The following is a 15728-nucleotide window of genomic DNA, read 5'->3' on the forward strand; positions in this document are numbered from 1 at the left end:
TTATTTATGAAGAATGTTGGTTTATTTTATTGTACAATAAGTTAATTAATTTCTTTTTATGGTTAATAATGAAGTATTTTAATGAAATATCTCATATCGTTCGTGGTGCAATGAGTGAAGATAAAGTTTTGGTTACAGCTTACACTCAACAGTTGATCGAAAAGCTATCCAAAGAAGGTGAAAAGTTAGCTGCAAAGGGATTAAGTGATAATATCTCTAGTCTTACAGCTAAAACTAAAGCAGCATCATTTTCGTTAACTAAGTTAGATAGGCCTGTTCCTGTTGAAAAAGATAATAGATTTTCCTTAGCTGATAAAACAACACCAAGCATTGAAGATTCGCTCGTTTTTCTTTCTAATGAGAATGAAAAAACAGTAGATGCATTTATTGAGTATCTGCATAAAAAGGAGAAGTTAAAAGCTGTTGGAATTCCATTAAATCCAACTCTTTTACTGCACGGCCAACCAGGAACAGGTAAGAGCAAACTAGCTAATTTTCTGGCTGCAAAACTTGACCTTCCATTAGTTACTGCAAGAGCTGATGCCTTGATATCATCTTATTTGGGCTCTACATCTAAAAACATTCGTTTATTATTAGAATATGCTCAAAATGAGCCTTGTGTTCTATTTCTTGATGAGTTTGATGCTATTGCCAAGGCTCGAGACGACAAAAATGAGATTGGTGAGTTAAAGCGTGTAGTAGTGAGTCTATTACAAAATATAGATAATTTGGGTGATACTGTTTTGGTTGCTGCAACGAATCACGTTCATTTGCTAGATCCTGCAGTAGGAAGGCGCTTTCATTACAAACTTGAATTAATACCTCCAAAAGAGAGGGAAAGAAGAAGGTTAATTGAATCAATATTTCAAAATTTTGATATCGACATGGGCGTATTTGATATTTGTGTTAAAGCTTCAGAAGGTATGACTGGTGCTGAAATTGAAATAGCTGCATTTGAGTATTTGAGGCATGTAGTAATAAATGATGAGCTTCCTTCGTATTTAGGATTATTGAAAGAGCTACTTATGGTGAGCCACATATGGTTAAACTTTAATGATCTAGAATCTAAGCAAACCTCAATACCTAGATTAAAAGCTGTTAACCCAAGTATATTTACTGGAAAACTATTAGCTGAACTATGGGGGGTTTCTCCTAGTTACATCAGCAAATTACTTAAGGAAAACAAATAATGAGTAAAGGGAAAAATCCGATAAAGCATGTTGAGTTTTCAGCTGAAGACTACTACCAACCTGATGTAAATGGTGGTGGTAGTAACGCTCCTTTAAAAAAAGTTAGTGATGATTTTAGAGAAGAGTTAGTTAGTTCACTTACTTCAATAAAAAAGAGCTTATCATCAAGTAATTTAGATGTATGTACTGCTGTAGTAGAGCTAGAAGATAATGCTATTGCAAAGTCTCATCGGCCAACAGATATATTCAACGAGCGAACATGCCCTTTTTTTGGGGATGCTGGTTATGGGAATATGTTGATTGAGGTACATAGTTCTGGGTTAAATAAGCTCGAGCGAGAAATATATAGCATTAATACTAAGAACGGTATTAAAGCTTTGTCTGCAATAAAAACAATCAAAGCATATAAGGCTCCAATCTCAGTTCCTGAAGACAAAAGTGATGGAATTATCGTTCGTTTGTTTCGGTATTCTGCAGAAAAGCTAAATAAAAAAGTAGATGCAGATTTTGAATTGACACTAAATCACCTTGAATGCGAATGGGAAAAGCACCGCTCTGAATCTGTAAGATTATATAAAGTAAGCTCAAATATAGAGCGTTTGTTAGAGAGACTTCCTAATATCGTAACAGTTCAAAGTGCCATTGTATCTAATAGTATTATTATTCAACCAATGGAAAACTCTGGTGTTACACCTTCACCCGCAGATATTAAATCCCCTGATCCTTTAGTAAATTACCCTGTAGTAGGGGTCGTTGATAGTGGCGTAAGTCAGAATTGTGCTCCGTTAACTGATTGGTTAATAAGCCAAAAGAAGACCGTTCCTGAAGCCTTAAGGGATTTAAATCATGGTACATTTGTTAGCGGTATGATTACTAATAGTTACTTATTCAATCAAGACCCTAGATTTCCTACATGCCAAGCAAAAGTCGTCAGTGTAGAAGTACTTGGTAATAATGTTGGTGACATTTATAACATAGTGAATTCGATGTACGAAACGGCAGACGAACACCCTGAAATTAAGGTCTGGAATTTATCATTAGGCACCAGTGAACCTGTATCTCAGACTGAGATATCGGCTATGGCACTAATGTTAGATGAGTTTCAAGATAAATATAACTGTTTATGCATTATTGCAGCTGGAAACTATTGTGATTCACCAAGAGTATGGCCTCCTTCGACTAAATTAAACGATGGTGTTTCTAGTCCAGGCGATTCAGTTAGAGGTTTAACAATAGGCTCAATTGCACATGTGGACGGTGTTGTTAAAAATGAGGAACCATCACCATTTTCTAGAAAAGGTCCCGTATCAAATTATGTGCAGAAACCGGATTTAGTTCACTTTGGTGGTAATCAATTAGTTGTGGGTGGTAATCCAATAGCACTAGGCGTGAATTCTATATGTCCTGATGGCAATAAACGAAACGATATAGGAACGAGTTACGCAACACCTATTATATCTACCCTAGCTGCAAATTTATTCCAAGAACTCGGAGAGCGTGCTACGCCTAATTTGGTTAAAGCGCTTCTTATACATAATGCGAATAAATCATTTGGCAGTAACGTAATTGATGAACATCGCCCATACTATGGATGGGGACTCCCACAAGATATTACAGAGATCTTAAGTGTTGCTGACTATGAAACAACATTAGCTTTCGAGGGGCATGCTCAAAAAAGTTTCGAAGTTGAGAAACTACCATTTCCTATACCTGATTGTCTTAGGACTGAAGATGGAAAGGTTAGAGGTGAATTTTTTATGACGCTAGTATATCAACCTGACCTTGATCCAAATCAGGCATTTGAATACTGCCAGTTAGATGTAAAAGTCGGATTTGGTGAAATAGATAAGGAAGGAAAGTTTACTTCTAGAATACCTCCAAAAAATGACTCCCATTTGTATGAAGAAGACTTAGTGAAAAACGGTGACAAGTGGTCACCAATAAAAGTTTATCAGAAGAGCTTCCCTAGAGGTGTCAATATTGAAAATTGGCGTTTAAGAATTAAGGTTTTAGATCGAGACGGCTACGAGGCAAAGGGGGTTCAAATCCCGTTTACTTTATTACTTACAATCCGAGACATTGACAAAGAGCAGCCTGTATATAATGAAATGATTAATTTGATGGATGCTTATAACTGGGAAGTATCAGATCTGGTAATTGATCAGCAAGTACCTTTACAACTATAAAAAAAGAGAAAAGTAAACGTAAATTATAAGTTGAATTAGTGGTCAACACATACCTATATGCGTAACAACTCCTTTCAAACCCCGTCAAGCCATAAATCGGAACCCCGCAAGCGGGGCCCCCTTGCTTCGCAACCCTTCGGGCGATTTCTAGCTTGACTGGATTTTCTCTGCGTAGTGAAGGTTATCCAAGAGGTATGCGGCGCTCTGAGTGGCAAGCACTCGACGCTTTCACACCTCCTGGATACAACTGGCATTTCAAATAAAGCGGGAAAGAGGGAGGTGAATGAATTTATATTTATATGTTTTTATTATATTTTCCCAATTTCCCATATTTCCCAACCTAATGTCCTTTATTGAAATAAACTAGGTAGGGTGGTCATCGCCTCTTTTCGCTTACGCTCAACTATATCAGAGTAAATTTGTGTTGTTTTCAACTCTGAGTGGCCTAGTAGCTTTGATACCGTATAGATATCGATATCATTAGTTAACATACGGACTGCAAATGTGTGTCTCGCGCAGTGAAAGGTTATGTGCTTTGTAATGCCTGCTCTGAGCATCCATTGGGTTAGGGCTACGTTAGTATAGCTCGAGTATCTTAAGCCTTTAAAAACACGTTCATGGGCTTCTCCTTGTGAACCTAATAAGCTGATCGCATCATCGGGTAAATCAAGGTACTGTAGGTGTTTTGTTTTCGTATGTCTGAACGTCGCGCGTTGCTCTTTTAAAGCTATTTGATCCCACGTTAGTTTTTGAATATCGCTCCAACGCATACCTGTGAGGCAACTGAATAAGAATGCTCTTTTGAGTACATCATATCGGCACTCTGTTCTATAAAGAGCTATTACTTCTTCCTCTTCTAAGTAATTACGAGGGTTTTGTTCTATCTTGATGCTTTTTACTTCATTTACAGGATTTCGACGAATAATGCCTTCGTGAAATGCTTTGTTTAAAGCCGCTCTCACTTTATTGAAATAGCATGATGTAGTATTTGAAGAAAGTAGCTTATCTGATTTTGTTCGTGCATGTTTTATTAAGTATGTTCTGAACCCTAATAATACATCAGCATCGAAGTCAGCAAAGGATAAAGGGTTACCCTCACAATATTTTTGCAAATGGATTAATGCTGATTCCCACAGCGATACATTTGATTTGCTGTCTGTGTGCTCTTTGTTGCGTATTCTCATGACTTTGATCACCGATTCTCATCAGCTTTGATCGCTTGATTTATCATTTTGTAGAGCCATTTTTAAATTAACTTAACTGATCATCATCAGTCAATTCATTTAACTGTTTTCGTATCGATTCTCCTTTTAAATTCAACTTAATTGCACCATGAATCAGCCTATCTAAAATAGCATCAGCGTGCGTTGATTCGCCGATCATTTGGTGCCAGTTTTCCTGTGGTAACTGACTAATGATGATGTGTGATTTATAACCATATCTAGCATCGATTAATTCAAGTAAGTCGCTTCGTTGCTGAGCACTGAGTGGCTCTAGCCCCCAATCGTCTAAAATAAGTAAGTCGTATTTAATGAGTTTACCCAATAATTTTCGATAACTGCCATCGGCCTGTGCTAGAAATAGACTTTCAAGTAATTCTTTTAATCGAATATAGAAGACACTTTTTCCTTGTAAACAGTGCTCGTGACCCAATGCACACGCGAGGTAGGTTTTGCCACAGCCTGTGGCGCCTGTAATTAATATATTCTGATGTAAACTCAGCCAGGTGCTTTGGCTGAGGCCGCGTATTTGTGCTTTATCTAGATTACGCTTCGGCGAGTAAATGAGTTGATTTAACTGACCCGGTACGCGGAATTTTGCTTGTCGCACCAGTCGCTCTATTTTTCTTTGGTTACGCGTATCAATTTCATGCGTTAGCAATAAACTGACGCGCTCTATAAAGCTTTGTTCTTGATATAGGTTTGGCTGTTCAAGCTGCTGCTTGAGTGCTTGCTTTATACCCGATAACTTGAGCAATTGAAGTTGCTGATTAATTGTTTCTATCATGTTTACATTCCTTAATGGTAGTAATCTGTGCCACGTATGTTGCTGTGTGTAATTGGCTTTTCTGGCTCTGTTTGGAGTGTGGGTAATGGTTGTTGGTCTAACCCTTTTTGCAGCATTTGCTTAATAGATCTGTGTGTGGTCGTATTCATGCGTATTCCGGTGATGGTGAACACCGATTCCGGTTTTATCGTGAACACTTAAATTCCACGCATTGGGTTCATGACATTTTTAACCTAAGTGTTCACGATGGTCAATTTTAGATTGAATTTTTCTCATAGACTCCCCCTTTAATTTTATCCGATGAGCATTGTGCATTAGTCGATCTAAAATGGCATCGGCTAAGGTATTATCGCCGATGGATTGATGCCATTCTTCGGTGGGTAATTGACTGATGATGGCGGTTGATGAACTGCCGTGCCTATCATCCATGATCTCCATTAAGTCATTTCGTTGTGCCGCTTTAAGTGGCTCAAGCCCCCAATCATCTAAAACGAGTAAGTCGATCTTAGCGAGTGACTGTAACATTCGACTGTAAGTGCCATCTGCTTTGGCTTGTGTCAGCGCAAGCATCAACCTTGAGAGTCGGTAATATTTAACGCTGTAGCCTTTCATGCATCCTGTATGCGCAAGCGCACAAGTGATATAGGTTTTACCGCTACCGCAAGGGCCTGTGATCAGTAAGTTTTGTGATTTATTCAGCCAATCACATTGCAGTAGCGATGCCATCATCGATTGATTGAGACCTCGCGGGTGATGATAATCTATGTCTCTGGCGTTAGCGGCTAATTTAAGTTTTGCCGCTTTAAGTAAGCGTTGTTGTTTTCGGCTCTCTCGGTCTTGGGCTTCACTGTCTGCTAGCAGTTGTAGTCGCTCATCGAAGGACAACCCTTCATAAGTACTTGGTTGTTCCATTTGGCTCACTAAGGCGTTGGCCATACCACTGAGTTTGAGTTGACGAAGCTGAGTTATCGTTTGTTCTAACATAGAATTTCCTTACCTTAATGGAAGCTTTTAGGACCACGGATATTTTCATGGGATTGTGGCAATAACGTCGACGGCTCTTCTTGCGTTCGCGGCAATTTATCTTGGTTGCTACTGAGTATGTCTTTGATATGTTTTAACCGATATAAACTGTATTGATTGGCTATCGCACAGGCGTTATTGAGCCGATCGGCGGGATAGCTTCTTGATAGGTTGAGTAAGCCTAAGCACACACGATACGCTTGTTCTTCATGTTGTTTCTGTGCCAATTGTGCTTTCACCCAGAGCAAAACGTCATCTCCAATATCTTTCGCCCAATTCATTAAACGCCCTGGTGACCATTTATGATGCTTCTCATGCTTTACAGGCATGTGCTCGGATGTGGTGGTCATGCCCGGATGATATTTTCTCGGGTGACTGGTGATGCGTTTATGCTTGAAATAAGCCTCAATCAAGTTGTCTTTGGCATGAAGTTCAAGCTTTTCACCCACCAAGTGATGGGGTACCGAGTAAAGATGGTTATCATACTGAACGTGATAATCAATATTCACTTTGACGTGTTTAATATCCGTGAATTGATAAGCTAGTTTGGGCATAGGCGCGAGGGCGGGTTTGTCGATTGACTCGAACCATGATTGTCGTGTCCCACTCAGTTGCTTAAAGGGCTTATTATTGACCTCAAGCAGTAAGGCTTTGATGCAATGGTTTAGCTCAGCTAATGAGAAAAAGGTTTGGTGTCGTAACTTGGCGAGTATCCAGCGTTCAATGATTTGCACGCCCACTTCGGCCTTGGCTTTATCTTGTGGTTTTCTGGGACGAGCAGGCACAATCACGGTGCCATAATGCGCGGCCAATTGCTGATAACTCGGGTTAACATCAGGGTCGTAGCGACACGCTTTACTGACACCACTGCGTAAATTATCGGGGATAACCATGTCAGGTATACCGCCGATAAATTCAAATGCTCGCACGTGACTGCCGATCCAGTCGGGTAGACTTTGGCTCCAGGTTGCTTCACAAAATGTATAATTTGATGCGCCCATCACCGCCACGAATATCTGGGCGAACTTCACTTCACCCGTCGCATTACAAACAATGGGCATCGTTTGACCCGCATAATCGACAAAGAGTTTTTCTCCTGCTTTATGCACTTGTCGCATCGAACGTTTTTGCTTTTTAAGCCAGGTCATATAGCGATCGCAGAACTGAGAATAGCTGTAACAACGATTCGGATATTGCTGAGTATATTCTTCCCAGAGTAAGTTCTTGGTGACGCCTTTGCCCGTTAATTCTTTTCGAATGGCTGGCCAATCTGGCACTTCAAATCGCTGGGATGGCCGAGTGTCGGCGCGAGGATAGAACTGACTAGCAAGCACAGAATCATCAAGCTCGTCGGGCAGTGGCCAACTTAACGATAAAGCTCTGGCTTTAGTGAGTAGTTTTTGAATACCACCGACACTGATCTTAGTGCTGGCACTTATTTTTCTGACACTGAGTTGGGCAGCAAAATGTAGCCTCAACACTTCTCGAATTTTACGCATTGTGATCCTCTTAGTCGCCATATCCCTTCCTCAGTAATACAAAAAGGAAATAGCTTAACAAAGTAATTAATAATCAATGCGTTGAAATTGTACTGGTTTGGTGTGAACACCGATTCCGGAAAATCAGTCAAAAGTGTTCACGATAAAACCGGAATGAGCGTTCACGCTAAAACCAGAACGGGTGTTCACGATGGGCCGGAATCACTGTTCACGATGCTCCGGAATATGCACCATCTCGCCATTCGCTAAAAGTACGACCAAAGTTTTCTGCTGGAACAACATGCTCCCATTCAATTTTTTTTGCTCGTTTGACGTACTTTGTTGTAAAAAAACCCTTTGGTGCAGTTACTTTTTTATTAACGTCAAATGTCGCACCACAATAAAGTGTAATGCGGTGATTGTTATAAACCTGCTTTTCTAGAAGTCGTTTAGCTTTGCTAAATGAGTCAATTTCTTGGTTTGCTGAAGAGGCTGCAGAGAAGATAAGTGTTGCTAACAGTGAAATTGTGGATGCTTTCATTATGATTCTTGGTACCTATTTCAGTTTAAATATGTCACATATAATAAATGAATTAATAAGCTAGTTCTCACTTGTGGTGACTGATAATTTTAATTTTTAGAACTCAGATACTATGCCATTAAAATTTAATGGGAAAGCTATTTCCCAGTCTATGTATTGTCATTTTGATACTGTCCAGAGCACAGCACACCGAGCAAAAGAAATAAGAATATCCTTTTGTATTTTTTACGGTTTTGAGAACTCTCTCCTTTAGCGCCTCGAAAAGATGCGCACGGTTAGTGCATCTCGGCCGAAGCCTTGCTGCTTCGATTTGTTAAGTGTTAAAGGCACGATACTAAAAACTCTGGGTTGAAGTACAATTTTACCCGCCCCTTTCCAGATTCATATACCACTTTCTCCAAAAACTTTATAGGTTCTTTTTTACCTTCGAACTGAACCATAGCCTTGGAGAAAGCAGAGGCAGCCCTTTTTATGTCTCTGTATGGATTTTCCGACTCAATAAAAATTTCTTGCCACTCACTTGCAAAAATTGTTACTGGGTTGGAGATGCCAAACAAATAACTTAGAGGCTCTAATTTCGACAATGCTAATGTTCTCAAGCGCATGGCGCTGAGAGGCATATTATAGGAAGCATTAATTAATTTGTTAGGCATATTAATCATGGTAATACTTTTCTCCTGAAGTGAAATTTTTTATATCTTTTCACTTATCGAAACTAAAGTAACGACCATTTGACCATATTTACGTTTTTTACACTTAGCACCTTATTGAACACCATTTTAATGGTTTAACGCACCAAAATTGCATATATTACATACCTTAATAACTCCATTAATATGCCGGTTAACAATGTTATGGGACAGATTAAGAGTCAAATCATCAAAACAAAAACAAGTTTAACTTTTCTATATCTGGTTATCGCTCAAAGCTGTCATTCTTCTTCTAAATTCCAACTTTAAGCTATCTGATCTACCCAATAGCGCCAAGTGCTCCATCTAAATCTAATGAGCCAAAGCGAGTTAATTTAGGTGGTGGTGAAAGGCGCACCACCACGAAGTGGTGGCTTTAATCAAATCCTTCCTGCTGAGCTAAATATTGCTTCACGATTTCAAGTGGTGCACCTCCGCAACTAACCAGACAATAACTTCTGCTGTAAAAAACTGGCTTCCAGTAAAACTCACCCAAGTGTTCGGAAAACTCCTTTCGCACAAGTCTTGATGTAGCAGTTTTTAAACTGTTCACCATTTTACTTGGTTGCATCTTGGGATTAGCAGAAATTAAAAGGTGAAGGTGATCTGGCTCACCATTGCACTCCAAAAGCTCACAATCCCAAGATTTTAACAACCTTTTGTACTGAGATTCTAAGTACGCGGCAACCTCTGGCGTGATACAGCGATGACGATATTTAGTTACAAGAACTAAATGATAGTGAATATTATAAACGCTGTGATACAGCGTTTTTAGGGCTTGTTTTTTCATAACCACTAAATATAATTAGTTGTTATGAAAAAAGCAATCCGTAAAGTTACATATAAAATGAAACCATCAGTTTCTCAAGAAGAATCGCTGATGGATTTGTTTGTCCACCATCACCAGTTGTACAACTGGGCTTTACGTGATCGCATCGAAACATATCGTGATTCTAATTACAGTCTTAACTTTCACGAACAGTGCAAAATCAACACTCTGTGGCGTAATAATCGTAAAGCGCATGGCATTTTCAATGCTAATGCTCAGAGTGAGCAAGTCACATTAAAACGTGTTGCACTGGCTTTTGACGGTTTTTTTAGACGGCTCAAAAAAGGTGATAAGAAAGCTGGATTCCCACGTTTTAAAGCATTTCAACGCTTTAAAGGTTGGGGCTACAAGGCTCATGGTGATGGTTGGAAGCTCAACCTGAAAGAAAAAAAGCATGGTGCTGTTTATTTGGCTGATGTTGGTATCGTTAAGATCCGAGGTAAAGCTAGAAACACAGGAGGCAAGCCGAAAACTGCCGAAATCATCCGAAAGAATGGTGAGTGGTTCATTTCAGTTTCAATGGAGTATGACACCATTGAGAGAAACTGTGGCACTAAAGCTGTTGGCTTGGATTGGGGTGTTTCTCATTACTTTTCGACTATCGATCAGGATGGTAATTTTGAGCAAGTCGAAAACCCCCGTTACCTCAGAAACAGCAAAGAGCGATTAACCTCTTTACAGCGTGACCTCGCGTTAGCGAAAAAAGGCACTCGCACCCAGCGAAAATTAAAGCATCAAATTGCCAAACTCCACCAGAAAATCGCCCGTCAAAGACTCGATTTTACTCATAAAGAAACTGCAAAATTAGTTGAAGTGGCGGCATTGATCGCCACCGAAAAACTCACCGTTAAGAACATGACTCGCAGTGCCAAAGGTACTGTCGAGAAAAACGGAAAAATGGTGAAACAAAAGGCTGGTCTGAATCGGGAAATTCTGAACACCGCGCCAGCCATGACTCTTAATTTACTGCGATACAAAGCGGAAGAAGCTAGTAGCGAATTTGTTGAAGTACCAACAAAGCAAGTTAAGCCAAGTCAAACCTGCCCAGACTGCGGAGCTAAGAAGAAGAAATCCTTAGCAGACCGCTGGCACTCATGCGAATGTGGTTGTGAGAAGCCCCGCGATGTAGCCAGTGCGCAAGTTAACTTAAACTGGGCATTAGGTATTCAGGCTGGGAACCAGCCTAAAAAGGTAGCTTAGGCTTTCTTTTTGAAACTCCTTCAAAACGCGCAGCGTTTAGTGGGAGTTGTTCATCAAACTTAAAAGCCTACTCTTTACTATGTTTATGCGAATTCAGCTTTACCTCTACTTATTAAAATGACCCTTTTAGAAAGTAGAGCCTGTGATATAATAAATATCGAGTCAACACCATCAGAATTTAAAATTAGAAGCTGTAATTTAGGTAGTGATACTGAGCAAAATAAACACAGATAATATGTCCGTACTTCATTATGTAGGGTTGTTCTAAACACACAAACTTAAACTAAGTATGGAGCAAAAGCACAAAGTTACTTTGAGGCATCAAAAAATGCACGAACAAAACAAAGATGAAAATACCGAAGTCACATTTCTCCCTGCAGAGCGTACTTTTGAAGTATTAAGTGCGGAGGCTGCTGGCACTGGTGTAAATGGTATTGAAAAAAATCCTGCTGTTTCATACTTAATGGGCTTAAGGGCTGAAAGTAGCCGGCTAGCCATGAGGTCGTTTTTAAACAACATAGCTAAAATGATGGGCTATCATGATTTAAGAACCTGTCCTTGGGGTATGCTTGAGCGGCACCATGTACAGGCAGTTTTGACCATGCTCACTGATGCGGGAAAAGCACCGGCCACTATAAATAATTACTTGGCGGCAATAAAAGGTGTAGCCGTAGAGGCGTGGACACTTAAGCTTATTAGCACCGATACTTACCAACATATCAAGTTAGTTAAATCGGTTAGAGGGTCAAGGATACCCAAAGGTAGAGCCCTGGCCCCTGCTGAAGTGAAGAAATTATTTTTCACATGTGAAAGTGATAAGTCTGCTATTGGGGTTAGAGATAGCGCTATTTTATCTGTTTTAGTCGGGTGCGGATTACGAAGAGCTGAAGTTGTATCCCTTGATTTTGCTCATTACAACCGGCATAACCGCTCGCTAAAAGTGCTAGGTAAAGGTAATAAAGAGCGCATGGCGTACTTGCCAGATGGCGCATTTCAAAGGCTTGAAAGCTGGATTGAGGAAGTGCGAAGTGATATTCCAGGGCCACTATTTAGTCGTGTTCGTAGATACGATGATGTTACCTCAGAGCGCATGACTAGCCAGGCAATTTACCATATTTTAAACAGTAGATCTGTCGAGGCCGGTATAGAAAAGTGTGCCCCGCATGACCTAAGAAGGACATTCGCTTCGTCAATGCTAGAGAACGGCGAAGATCTAATTACAGTTAAAGATGCAATGGGCCATGCAAGCTTAGCAACAACGCAAAAATATGACTTTAGGGGTGATGAACGCCTAAGAGCAGCGAGTAAACGCTTAGATATTTAGGGGGGAAGAATGTCACAACAGAACAATTTTGGTGAAGCACTTACATTTTATGCAGATAGGCACCCAGAACCATTAAAGCGCACAGCTATGAACGTTCAGTACACATCTAGTCGGCTTGGCTTGCAGACGTTAAGTATTGAAATGACTACTATTAACTCCCCTGGTGAATCACCAGACTGGGCAAGTAAAACGATAATTCAGTTGACTAAAAGCGAGTTAACCGGGTTGTGCGGCGTGTTATTTGGCTTGAAAAGCGAAGTAAAAGCTTCATTTCATGGCGAGAATAAAAACAAAGGGATGGCAGTTTATAATAATGGTGCACAGGGGGCTGCTGTCACTATTTCAGTCGCTGGCCGACACTTACATCACTTTTTATCACCCGATGATAGACTTGAATTAGGGGTTTTTACTTTACGCAGATTGTCGGACGCATGGAAAGTTACACCGTCTGATACCTTAGCAATATTACGTCAAAATGAGTTGATAAGAAGAAGCCAGTAATGAAAGACATTCCTTATGTGGGTAACTATCATATCGGAGGACAATAATGTTTGAAACTTTTTTGCCTTCCCAGTCCGTTCCTTTCGTGTCAATAGAAGGTATGTATGACAATAAAGATCAAAACTTAGATTCAATCAACGTGCCTATCCAAAGAAAAATTGTGACAACAAAGATTGAAACTCACTTTTGGACAATTCTGAGTTAGAATAACTTTCCAGTACAAATCTAAATAATGCCTTCATTTATTTGAACTTAGAAAGTTATAGCGCCAACAATTTTGTCAAAGCATCATTTTGTTATAATGCTCTTCAAAATCTGTTCTGATAAATACATCCTTAAATTTGGCAATAAATCTCTCTGAATCGATTTCTCCAAGATCTGTAATGTTTACGGAGTCAGAGTGGGACTCTCTATTTATGAACCTGAAGAAAGGTGAAAATTGTGCATCCGTTTCTTCTAATTCATCCAAGGCGACTTTTAAAGCATCTGTCTTATGTACAAAAGAAAAGTAATACTCGAGAATATTTCTCATAATATTAGGTAAAACAATGTTATTTGTAGTGCCGTTTTGAGCATCTTTTATGATCTGCCAATATGATTGGTAATCATTTTTTATATCACCTTTCTCCATAGGTAAAATGTTACTGTTCGTATTCTTTAATACCCTAAACAAACTACATTTGTTATCAAATTTATCATTACCTGCATTATCTTTCCCTTTAGGTAAATATTTCATCACTTCATGCAGGTAATAGAGGCTATGAGTAAGTAAGATCACTTGTGCATATTGGTAGCCTTTAATAAGTCTTTTGTGTGTGAGAGCGCCTATTTCATATATGTAATTATGAGAAAGGCTCGATATAGGATCGTCTACAACAATAATTTTCTTATTTTTTGGGGTTGGGGAGTCACTGTTTACACTTCCCTGGCACAATTCTAAAAAGTATAGATAAGTAATGAGCGTTTTTTCTCCTTCACTGAGCGACTTATATACGTCGTGACCGCTCGAAGAAACGCCTCGACATAAGTAATAATGATTACTTTCTCCTGGTTTCTGTTTAATCTCGAAACCTTCTAAGCCTATCGATTTTATTTGGTTGTTTATGCTGATTACGGACGTTTCAATATTGGTAATTAATTTACGATTTTCAGCGATAACGTCATTTTGAGTTTGAATAGCTATGGTGAGGACTTCTTCTTCCCCTTTAACTATTTCTATATCAGTTTTAATAGATTCAATTAAAGTATCGTGAGCTTTTATAGCTACATCGTATTTTATACGAACCAAAGACCAAAACTTCTTTTTAATAGCTGCGAGAGACTCTTTTTTCTTGCTGAGCTTAGTGTTGAAAGCCCTTCTAGTAGTGTTTTTATCATTAATAATATCATTGAGAGCCTGAACTAAGCCAGACGTATATTCCAGGCTAACTTTGATGGTTGGATCATCTAACTTTTGTACTAGCTTAGTAAGGTTTGCTTGTAGTACACCTGAAAGTTTTTCTTTTGCCAGGTCAAACTTTGTATCATTAAGAGCTGTATAGTGAGTAGCTGATAATGCTTCGTTTAAAGTTTCGATAGATTGTTCATATCCGCTTTTTAGAGTCTTTAATTCATCCTTTTTTCCTTCATATGATGCGTCAAAAAGGTTGTTTATATTTTCAGTTAAATCCTCATTTATAGCTTGTTGGCAAAACGGGCATTTACCTTCAGCATCATCGAGATAAATGCGCCCTTTATCAACCCAGGTAAAGTTTTGTAATTTCTTCACTAGCTCCGCTAGATAGCTTTCACTAGAGCCAACAATTACCTCAGTTAAAATGGTATTTGATTCACTTGATGCCAGGTTTAAAACAACATTAGGAATCATACTTTTTGGTACAGCACTTTTATTATTTAACTCTTTAGATTCAGTCGCTAAACTTTCAAACGTGTACTCAGGTGTTTCGATGAGGTCTGTTTTTAGAAGTTCATCATAGAACGCAGAAGCCGAACCTTTAAAGCCAATTAAACAGTGGTCCAGATCTTTTTTGTCATGCTCTTTTTTAATCTCAAAGCAATTATCTTTAATTGTTTTAACTTGAGCTATTTCTTTATCTTCGTGCTGTTTTTTAAGCGTTTGCTTTTGGGTTCTTTGCTCTTCTAGTCTTACTATTTCTTCTTCAGCAGCACTTATAGTCTGTTCAGCCGTTACATTTGTTTCACCTAAAGTAAACACTCCCTCAAAACTATCTTGAGAGAAGTTTTTTTCAACAAAGTCTGTGTTATAAACCTGAATTTGATAGTCTTGAGCGTTGGGTAACACATGACTGCAATTGCTATAATTACTGTGTGTTGTGTCTTGCAAATATCTTGCTACTGTAGATTTTCCAGTACCGTTATGACCATAAAACAGCACTACTTTTTTATTTGTGTTTAAAGATACAGAGGTAGGATTTTGAAAGCTCGCTACTCCTTGCATAGAAATTGATTCGATCATATACCTAATCCTTGGTTACTACTAAAAGCGACGTATAAATTTAACAAAAAAAGTTACACATATATGTGTTGGAAATCAAGTTCTATAAGTTTTGGCAGCATATGTAGATATTAGAACCAAAGAAAAGTTTAATTTTTTAATGAACTAAACACGTCTTGGGGCAATGACGAGTCAGCAGATAACTTGCCAATGGACAAAAGCTTCTTAGAGTTATTGTACTAGTCGATAGTGATACTCATTAGAGTTTGTAGGGGTAGTGAAGGAATCTCAAAGATGCCCTCACT

General features: G+C 39.0%; 14 protein-coding genes. 5 read left to right on the top strand and 9 right to left on the bottom strand.

Going from position 1 to position 15728, the window contains the following annotated elements:
- The first annotated feature begins 68 nt into the window (after positions 1-68).
- Both PS1M3_RS16625 and PS1M3_RS16630 read left to right on the top strand, forming a co-directional pair.
- A complete protein-coding gene (locus PS1M3_RS16625; RefSeq protein ID WP_203985573.1) occupies positions 69-1190 on the top strand; it encodes an AAA family ATPase in 1122 nt (373 codons plus the stop codon).
- Positions 1190-3376, top strand: coding sequence for a S8 family peptidase (locus PS1M3_RS16630; RefSeq protein WP_203985576.1), 2187 nt, complete (start codon positions 1190-1192; stop codon positions 3374-3376). Before PS1M3_RS16625 ends, PS1M3_RS16630 begins: the two co-directional genes overlap by 1 nt.
- Positions 3377-3726: 350 nt before the next feature.
- On the opposite strand, the gene PS1M3_RS16635 is transcribed toward PS1M3_RS16630, so the two are convergent.
- The 8 genes from PS1M3_RS16635 to tnpA all read right to left on the bottom strand — a co-directional run bounded on the left by PS1M3_RS16635 (position 3727) and on the right by tnpA (position 9904).
- The gene (locus PS1M3_RS16635; protein WP_203985579.1) at positions 3727-4560 is read right to left on the bottom strand and encodes a site-specific integrase; all 834 of its coding nucleotides are present in this window, start codon (positions 4558-4560) and stop codon (positions 3727-3729) included.
- A gap of 67 nt (positions 4561-4627) precedes the next feature.
- A complete protein-coding gene (gene istB, locus PS1M3_RS16640) occupies positions 4628-5383 on the bottom strand; it encodes an IS21-like element helper ATPase IstB (protein WP_203984839.1) in 756 nt (251 codons plus the stop codon).
- Between the two features lie 11 nt (positions 5384-5394).
- Positions 5395-5532, bottom strand: coding sequence for a hypothetical protein (locus PS1M3_RS16645; protein WP_203985582.1), 138 nt, complete (start codon positions 5530-5532; stop codon positions 5395-5397).
- 79 nt (positions 5533-5611) lie between these two features.
- Complete coding sequence (istB, locus tag PS1M3_RS16650; RefSeq protein WP_008108839.1) at positions 5612-6367, bottom strand: IS21-like element helper ATPase IstB; 756 nt, start codon at positions 6365-6367, stop codon at positions 5612-5614.
- 14 nt (positions 6368-6381) lie between these two features.
- Positions 6382-7926: an IS21 family transposase gene (gene istA / locus PS1M3_RS16655; protein ID WP_024600838.1), complete on the bottom strand. Its 1545-nt coding sequence runs from the start codon at positions 7924-7926 to the stop codon at positions 6382-6384.
- A 187-nt stretch (positions 7927-8113) separates the two neighbouring features.
- Positions 8114-8425 carry a hypothetical protein gene (locus tag PS1M3_RS16660; protein ID WP_371816595.1) on the bottom strand — a complete coding sequence of 104 codons (312 nt, stop codon included), beginning with the start codon at positions 8423-8425 and terminating at the stop codon, positions 8114-8116.
- Between the two features lie 320 nt (positions 8426-8745).
- Positions 8746-9087 carry a replication initiation protein gene (locus tag PS1M3_RS16665; protein WP_076922384.1) on the bottom strand — a complete coding sequence of 114 codons (342 nt, stop codon included), beginning with the start codon at positions 9085-9087 and terminating at the stop codon, positions 8746-8748.
- 403 nt (positions 9088-9490) lie between these two features.
- Positions 9491-9904: an IS200/IS605 family transposase gene (gene tnpA / locus PS1M3_RS16670; RefSeq protein WP_138765360.1), complete on the bottom strand. Its 414-nt coding sequence runs from the start codon at positions 9902-9904 to the stop codon at positions 9491-9493.
- Positions 9905-9928: 24 nt separating this feature from the next.
- Here tnpA and PS1M3_RS16675 point away from each other — a divergent pair, with 24 nt between their 5' ends.
- The 3 genes from PS1M3_RS16675 to PS1M3_RS16685 all read left to right on the top strand — a co-directional run bounded on the left by PS1M3_RS16675 (position 9929) and on the right by PS1M3_RS16685 (position 12968).
- Complete coding sequence (locus PS1M3_RS16675) at positions 9929-11143, top strand: RNA-guided endonuclease TnpB family protein (RefSeq protein WP_203985585.1); 1215 nt, start codon at positions 9929-9931, stop codon at positions 11141-11143.
- 328 nt (positions 11144-11471) lie between these two features.
- Positions 11472-12467, top strand: coding sequence for a tyrosine-type recombinase/integrase (locus PS1M3_RS16680; protein WP_203985588.1), 996 nt, complete (start codon positions 11472-11474; stop codon positions 12465-12467).
- Between the two features lie 9 nt (positions 12468-12476).
- On the top strand, positions 12477-12968 hold the full coding sequence (locus PS1M3_RS16685) for a hypothetical protein (protein WP_010555478.1): 492 nt from the start codon (positions 12477-12479) through the stop codon (positions 12966-12968).
- A 280-nt stretch (positions 12969-13248) separates the two neighbouring features.
- Here the strand turns inward: PS1M3_RS16685 and PS1M3_RS16690 are convergent, their stop codons facing one another.
- Entirely contained in the window at positions 13249-15444 is a 2196-nt protein-coding gene (locus PS1M3_RS16690; protein WP_203985592.1) for an AAA family ATPase, read from the bottom strand.
- Positions 15445-15728: the final 284 nt, after the last annotated feature.

The sequence above is a fragment of the Pseudoalteromonas sp. PS1M3 genome (assembly GCF_016865405.1).
Lineage (GTDB): Bacteria > Pseudomonadota > Gammaproteobacteria > Enterobacterales > Alteromonadaceae > Pseudoalteromonas > Pseudoalteromonas marina.

Excerpts from the sequence above, each read along its gene's own strand:
- PS1M3_RS16625 (WP_203985573.1), top strand. The coding sequence starts at position 69 with ATGAAGTATTTTAATGAAATATCTCATATCGTTCGTGGTGCAATGAGT.
- PS1M3_RS16630 (WP_203985576.1), top strand. The coding sequence starts at position 1,190 with ATGAGTAAAGGGAAAAATCCGATAAAGCATGTTGAGTTTTCAGCTGAA.
- PS1M3_RS16635 (WP_203985579.1), bottom strand. The coding sequence starts at position 4,560 with ATGAGAATACGCAACAAAGAGCACACAGACAGCAAATCAAATGTATCG.
- istB (WP_203984839.1), bottom strand. The coding sequence starts at position 5,383 with ATGATAGAAACAATTAATCAGCAACTTCAATTGCTCAAGTTATCGGGT.
- PS1M3_RS16645 (WP_203985582.1), bottom strand. The coding sequence starts at position 5,532 with ATGAATACGACCACACACAGATCTATTAAGCAAATGCTGCAAAAAGGG.
- istB (WP_008108839.1), bottom strand. The coding sequence starts at position 6,367 with ATGTTAGAACAAACGATAACTCAGCTTCGTCAACTCAAACTCAGTGGT.
- istA (WP_024600838.1), bottom strand. The coding sequence starts at position 7,926 with ATGGCGACTAAGAGGATCACAATGCGTAAAATTCGAGAAGTGTTGAGG.
- PS1M3_RS16660 (WP_371816595.1), bottom strand. The coding sequence starts at position 8,425 with ATGAAAGCATCCACAATTTCACTGTTAGCAACACTTATCTTCTCTGCA.
- PS1M3_RS16665 (WP_076922384.1), bottom strand. The coding sequence starts at position 9,087 with ATGATTAATATGCCTAACAAATTAATTAATGCTTCCTATAATATGCCT.
- tnpA (WP_138765360.1), bottom strand. The coding sequence starts at position 9,904 with ATGAAAAAACAAGCCCTAAAAACGCTGTATCACAGCGTTTATAATATT.
- PS1M3_RS16675 (WP_203985585.1), top strand. The coding sequence starts at position 9,929 with ATGAAAAAAGCAATCCGTAAAGTTACATATAAAATGAAACCATCAGTT.
- PS1M3_RS16680 (WP_203985588.1), top strand. The coding sequence starts at position 11,472 with ATGCACGAACAAAACAAAGATGAAAATACCGAAGTCACATTTCTCCCT.
- PS1M3_RS16685 (WP_010555478.1), top strand. The coding sequence starts at position 12,477 with ATGTCACAACAGAACAATTTTGGTGAAGCACTTACATTTTATGCAGAT.
- PS1M3_RS16690 (WP_203985592.1), bottom strand. The coding sequence starts at position 15,444 with ATGATCGAATCAATTTCTATGCAAGGAGTAGCGAGCTTTCAAAATCCT.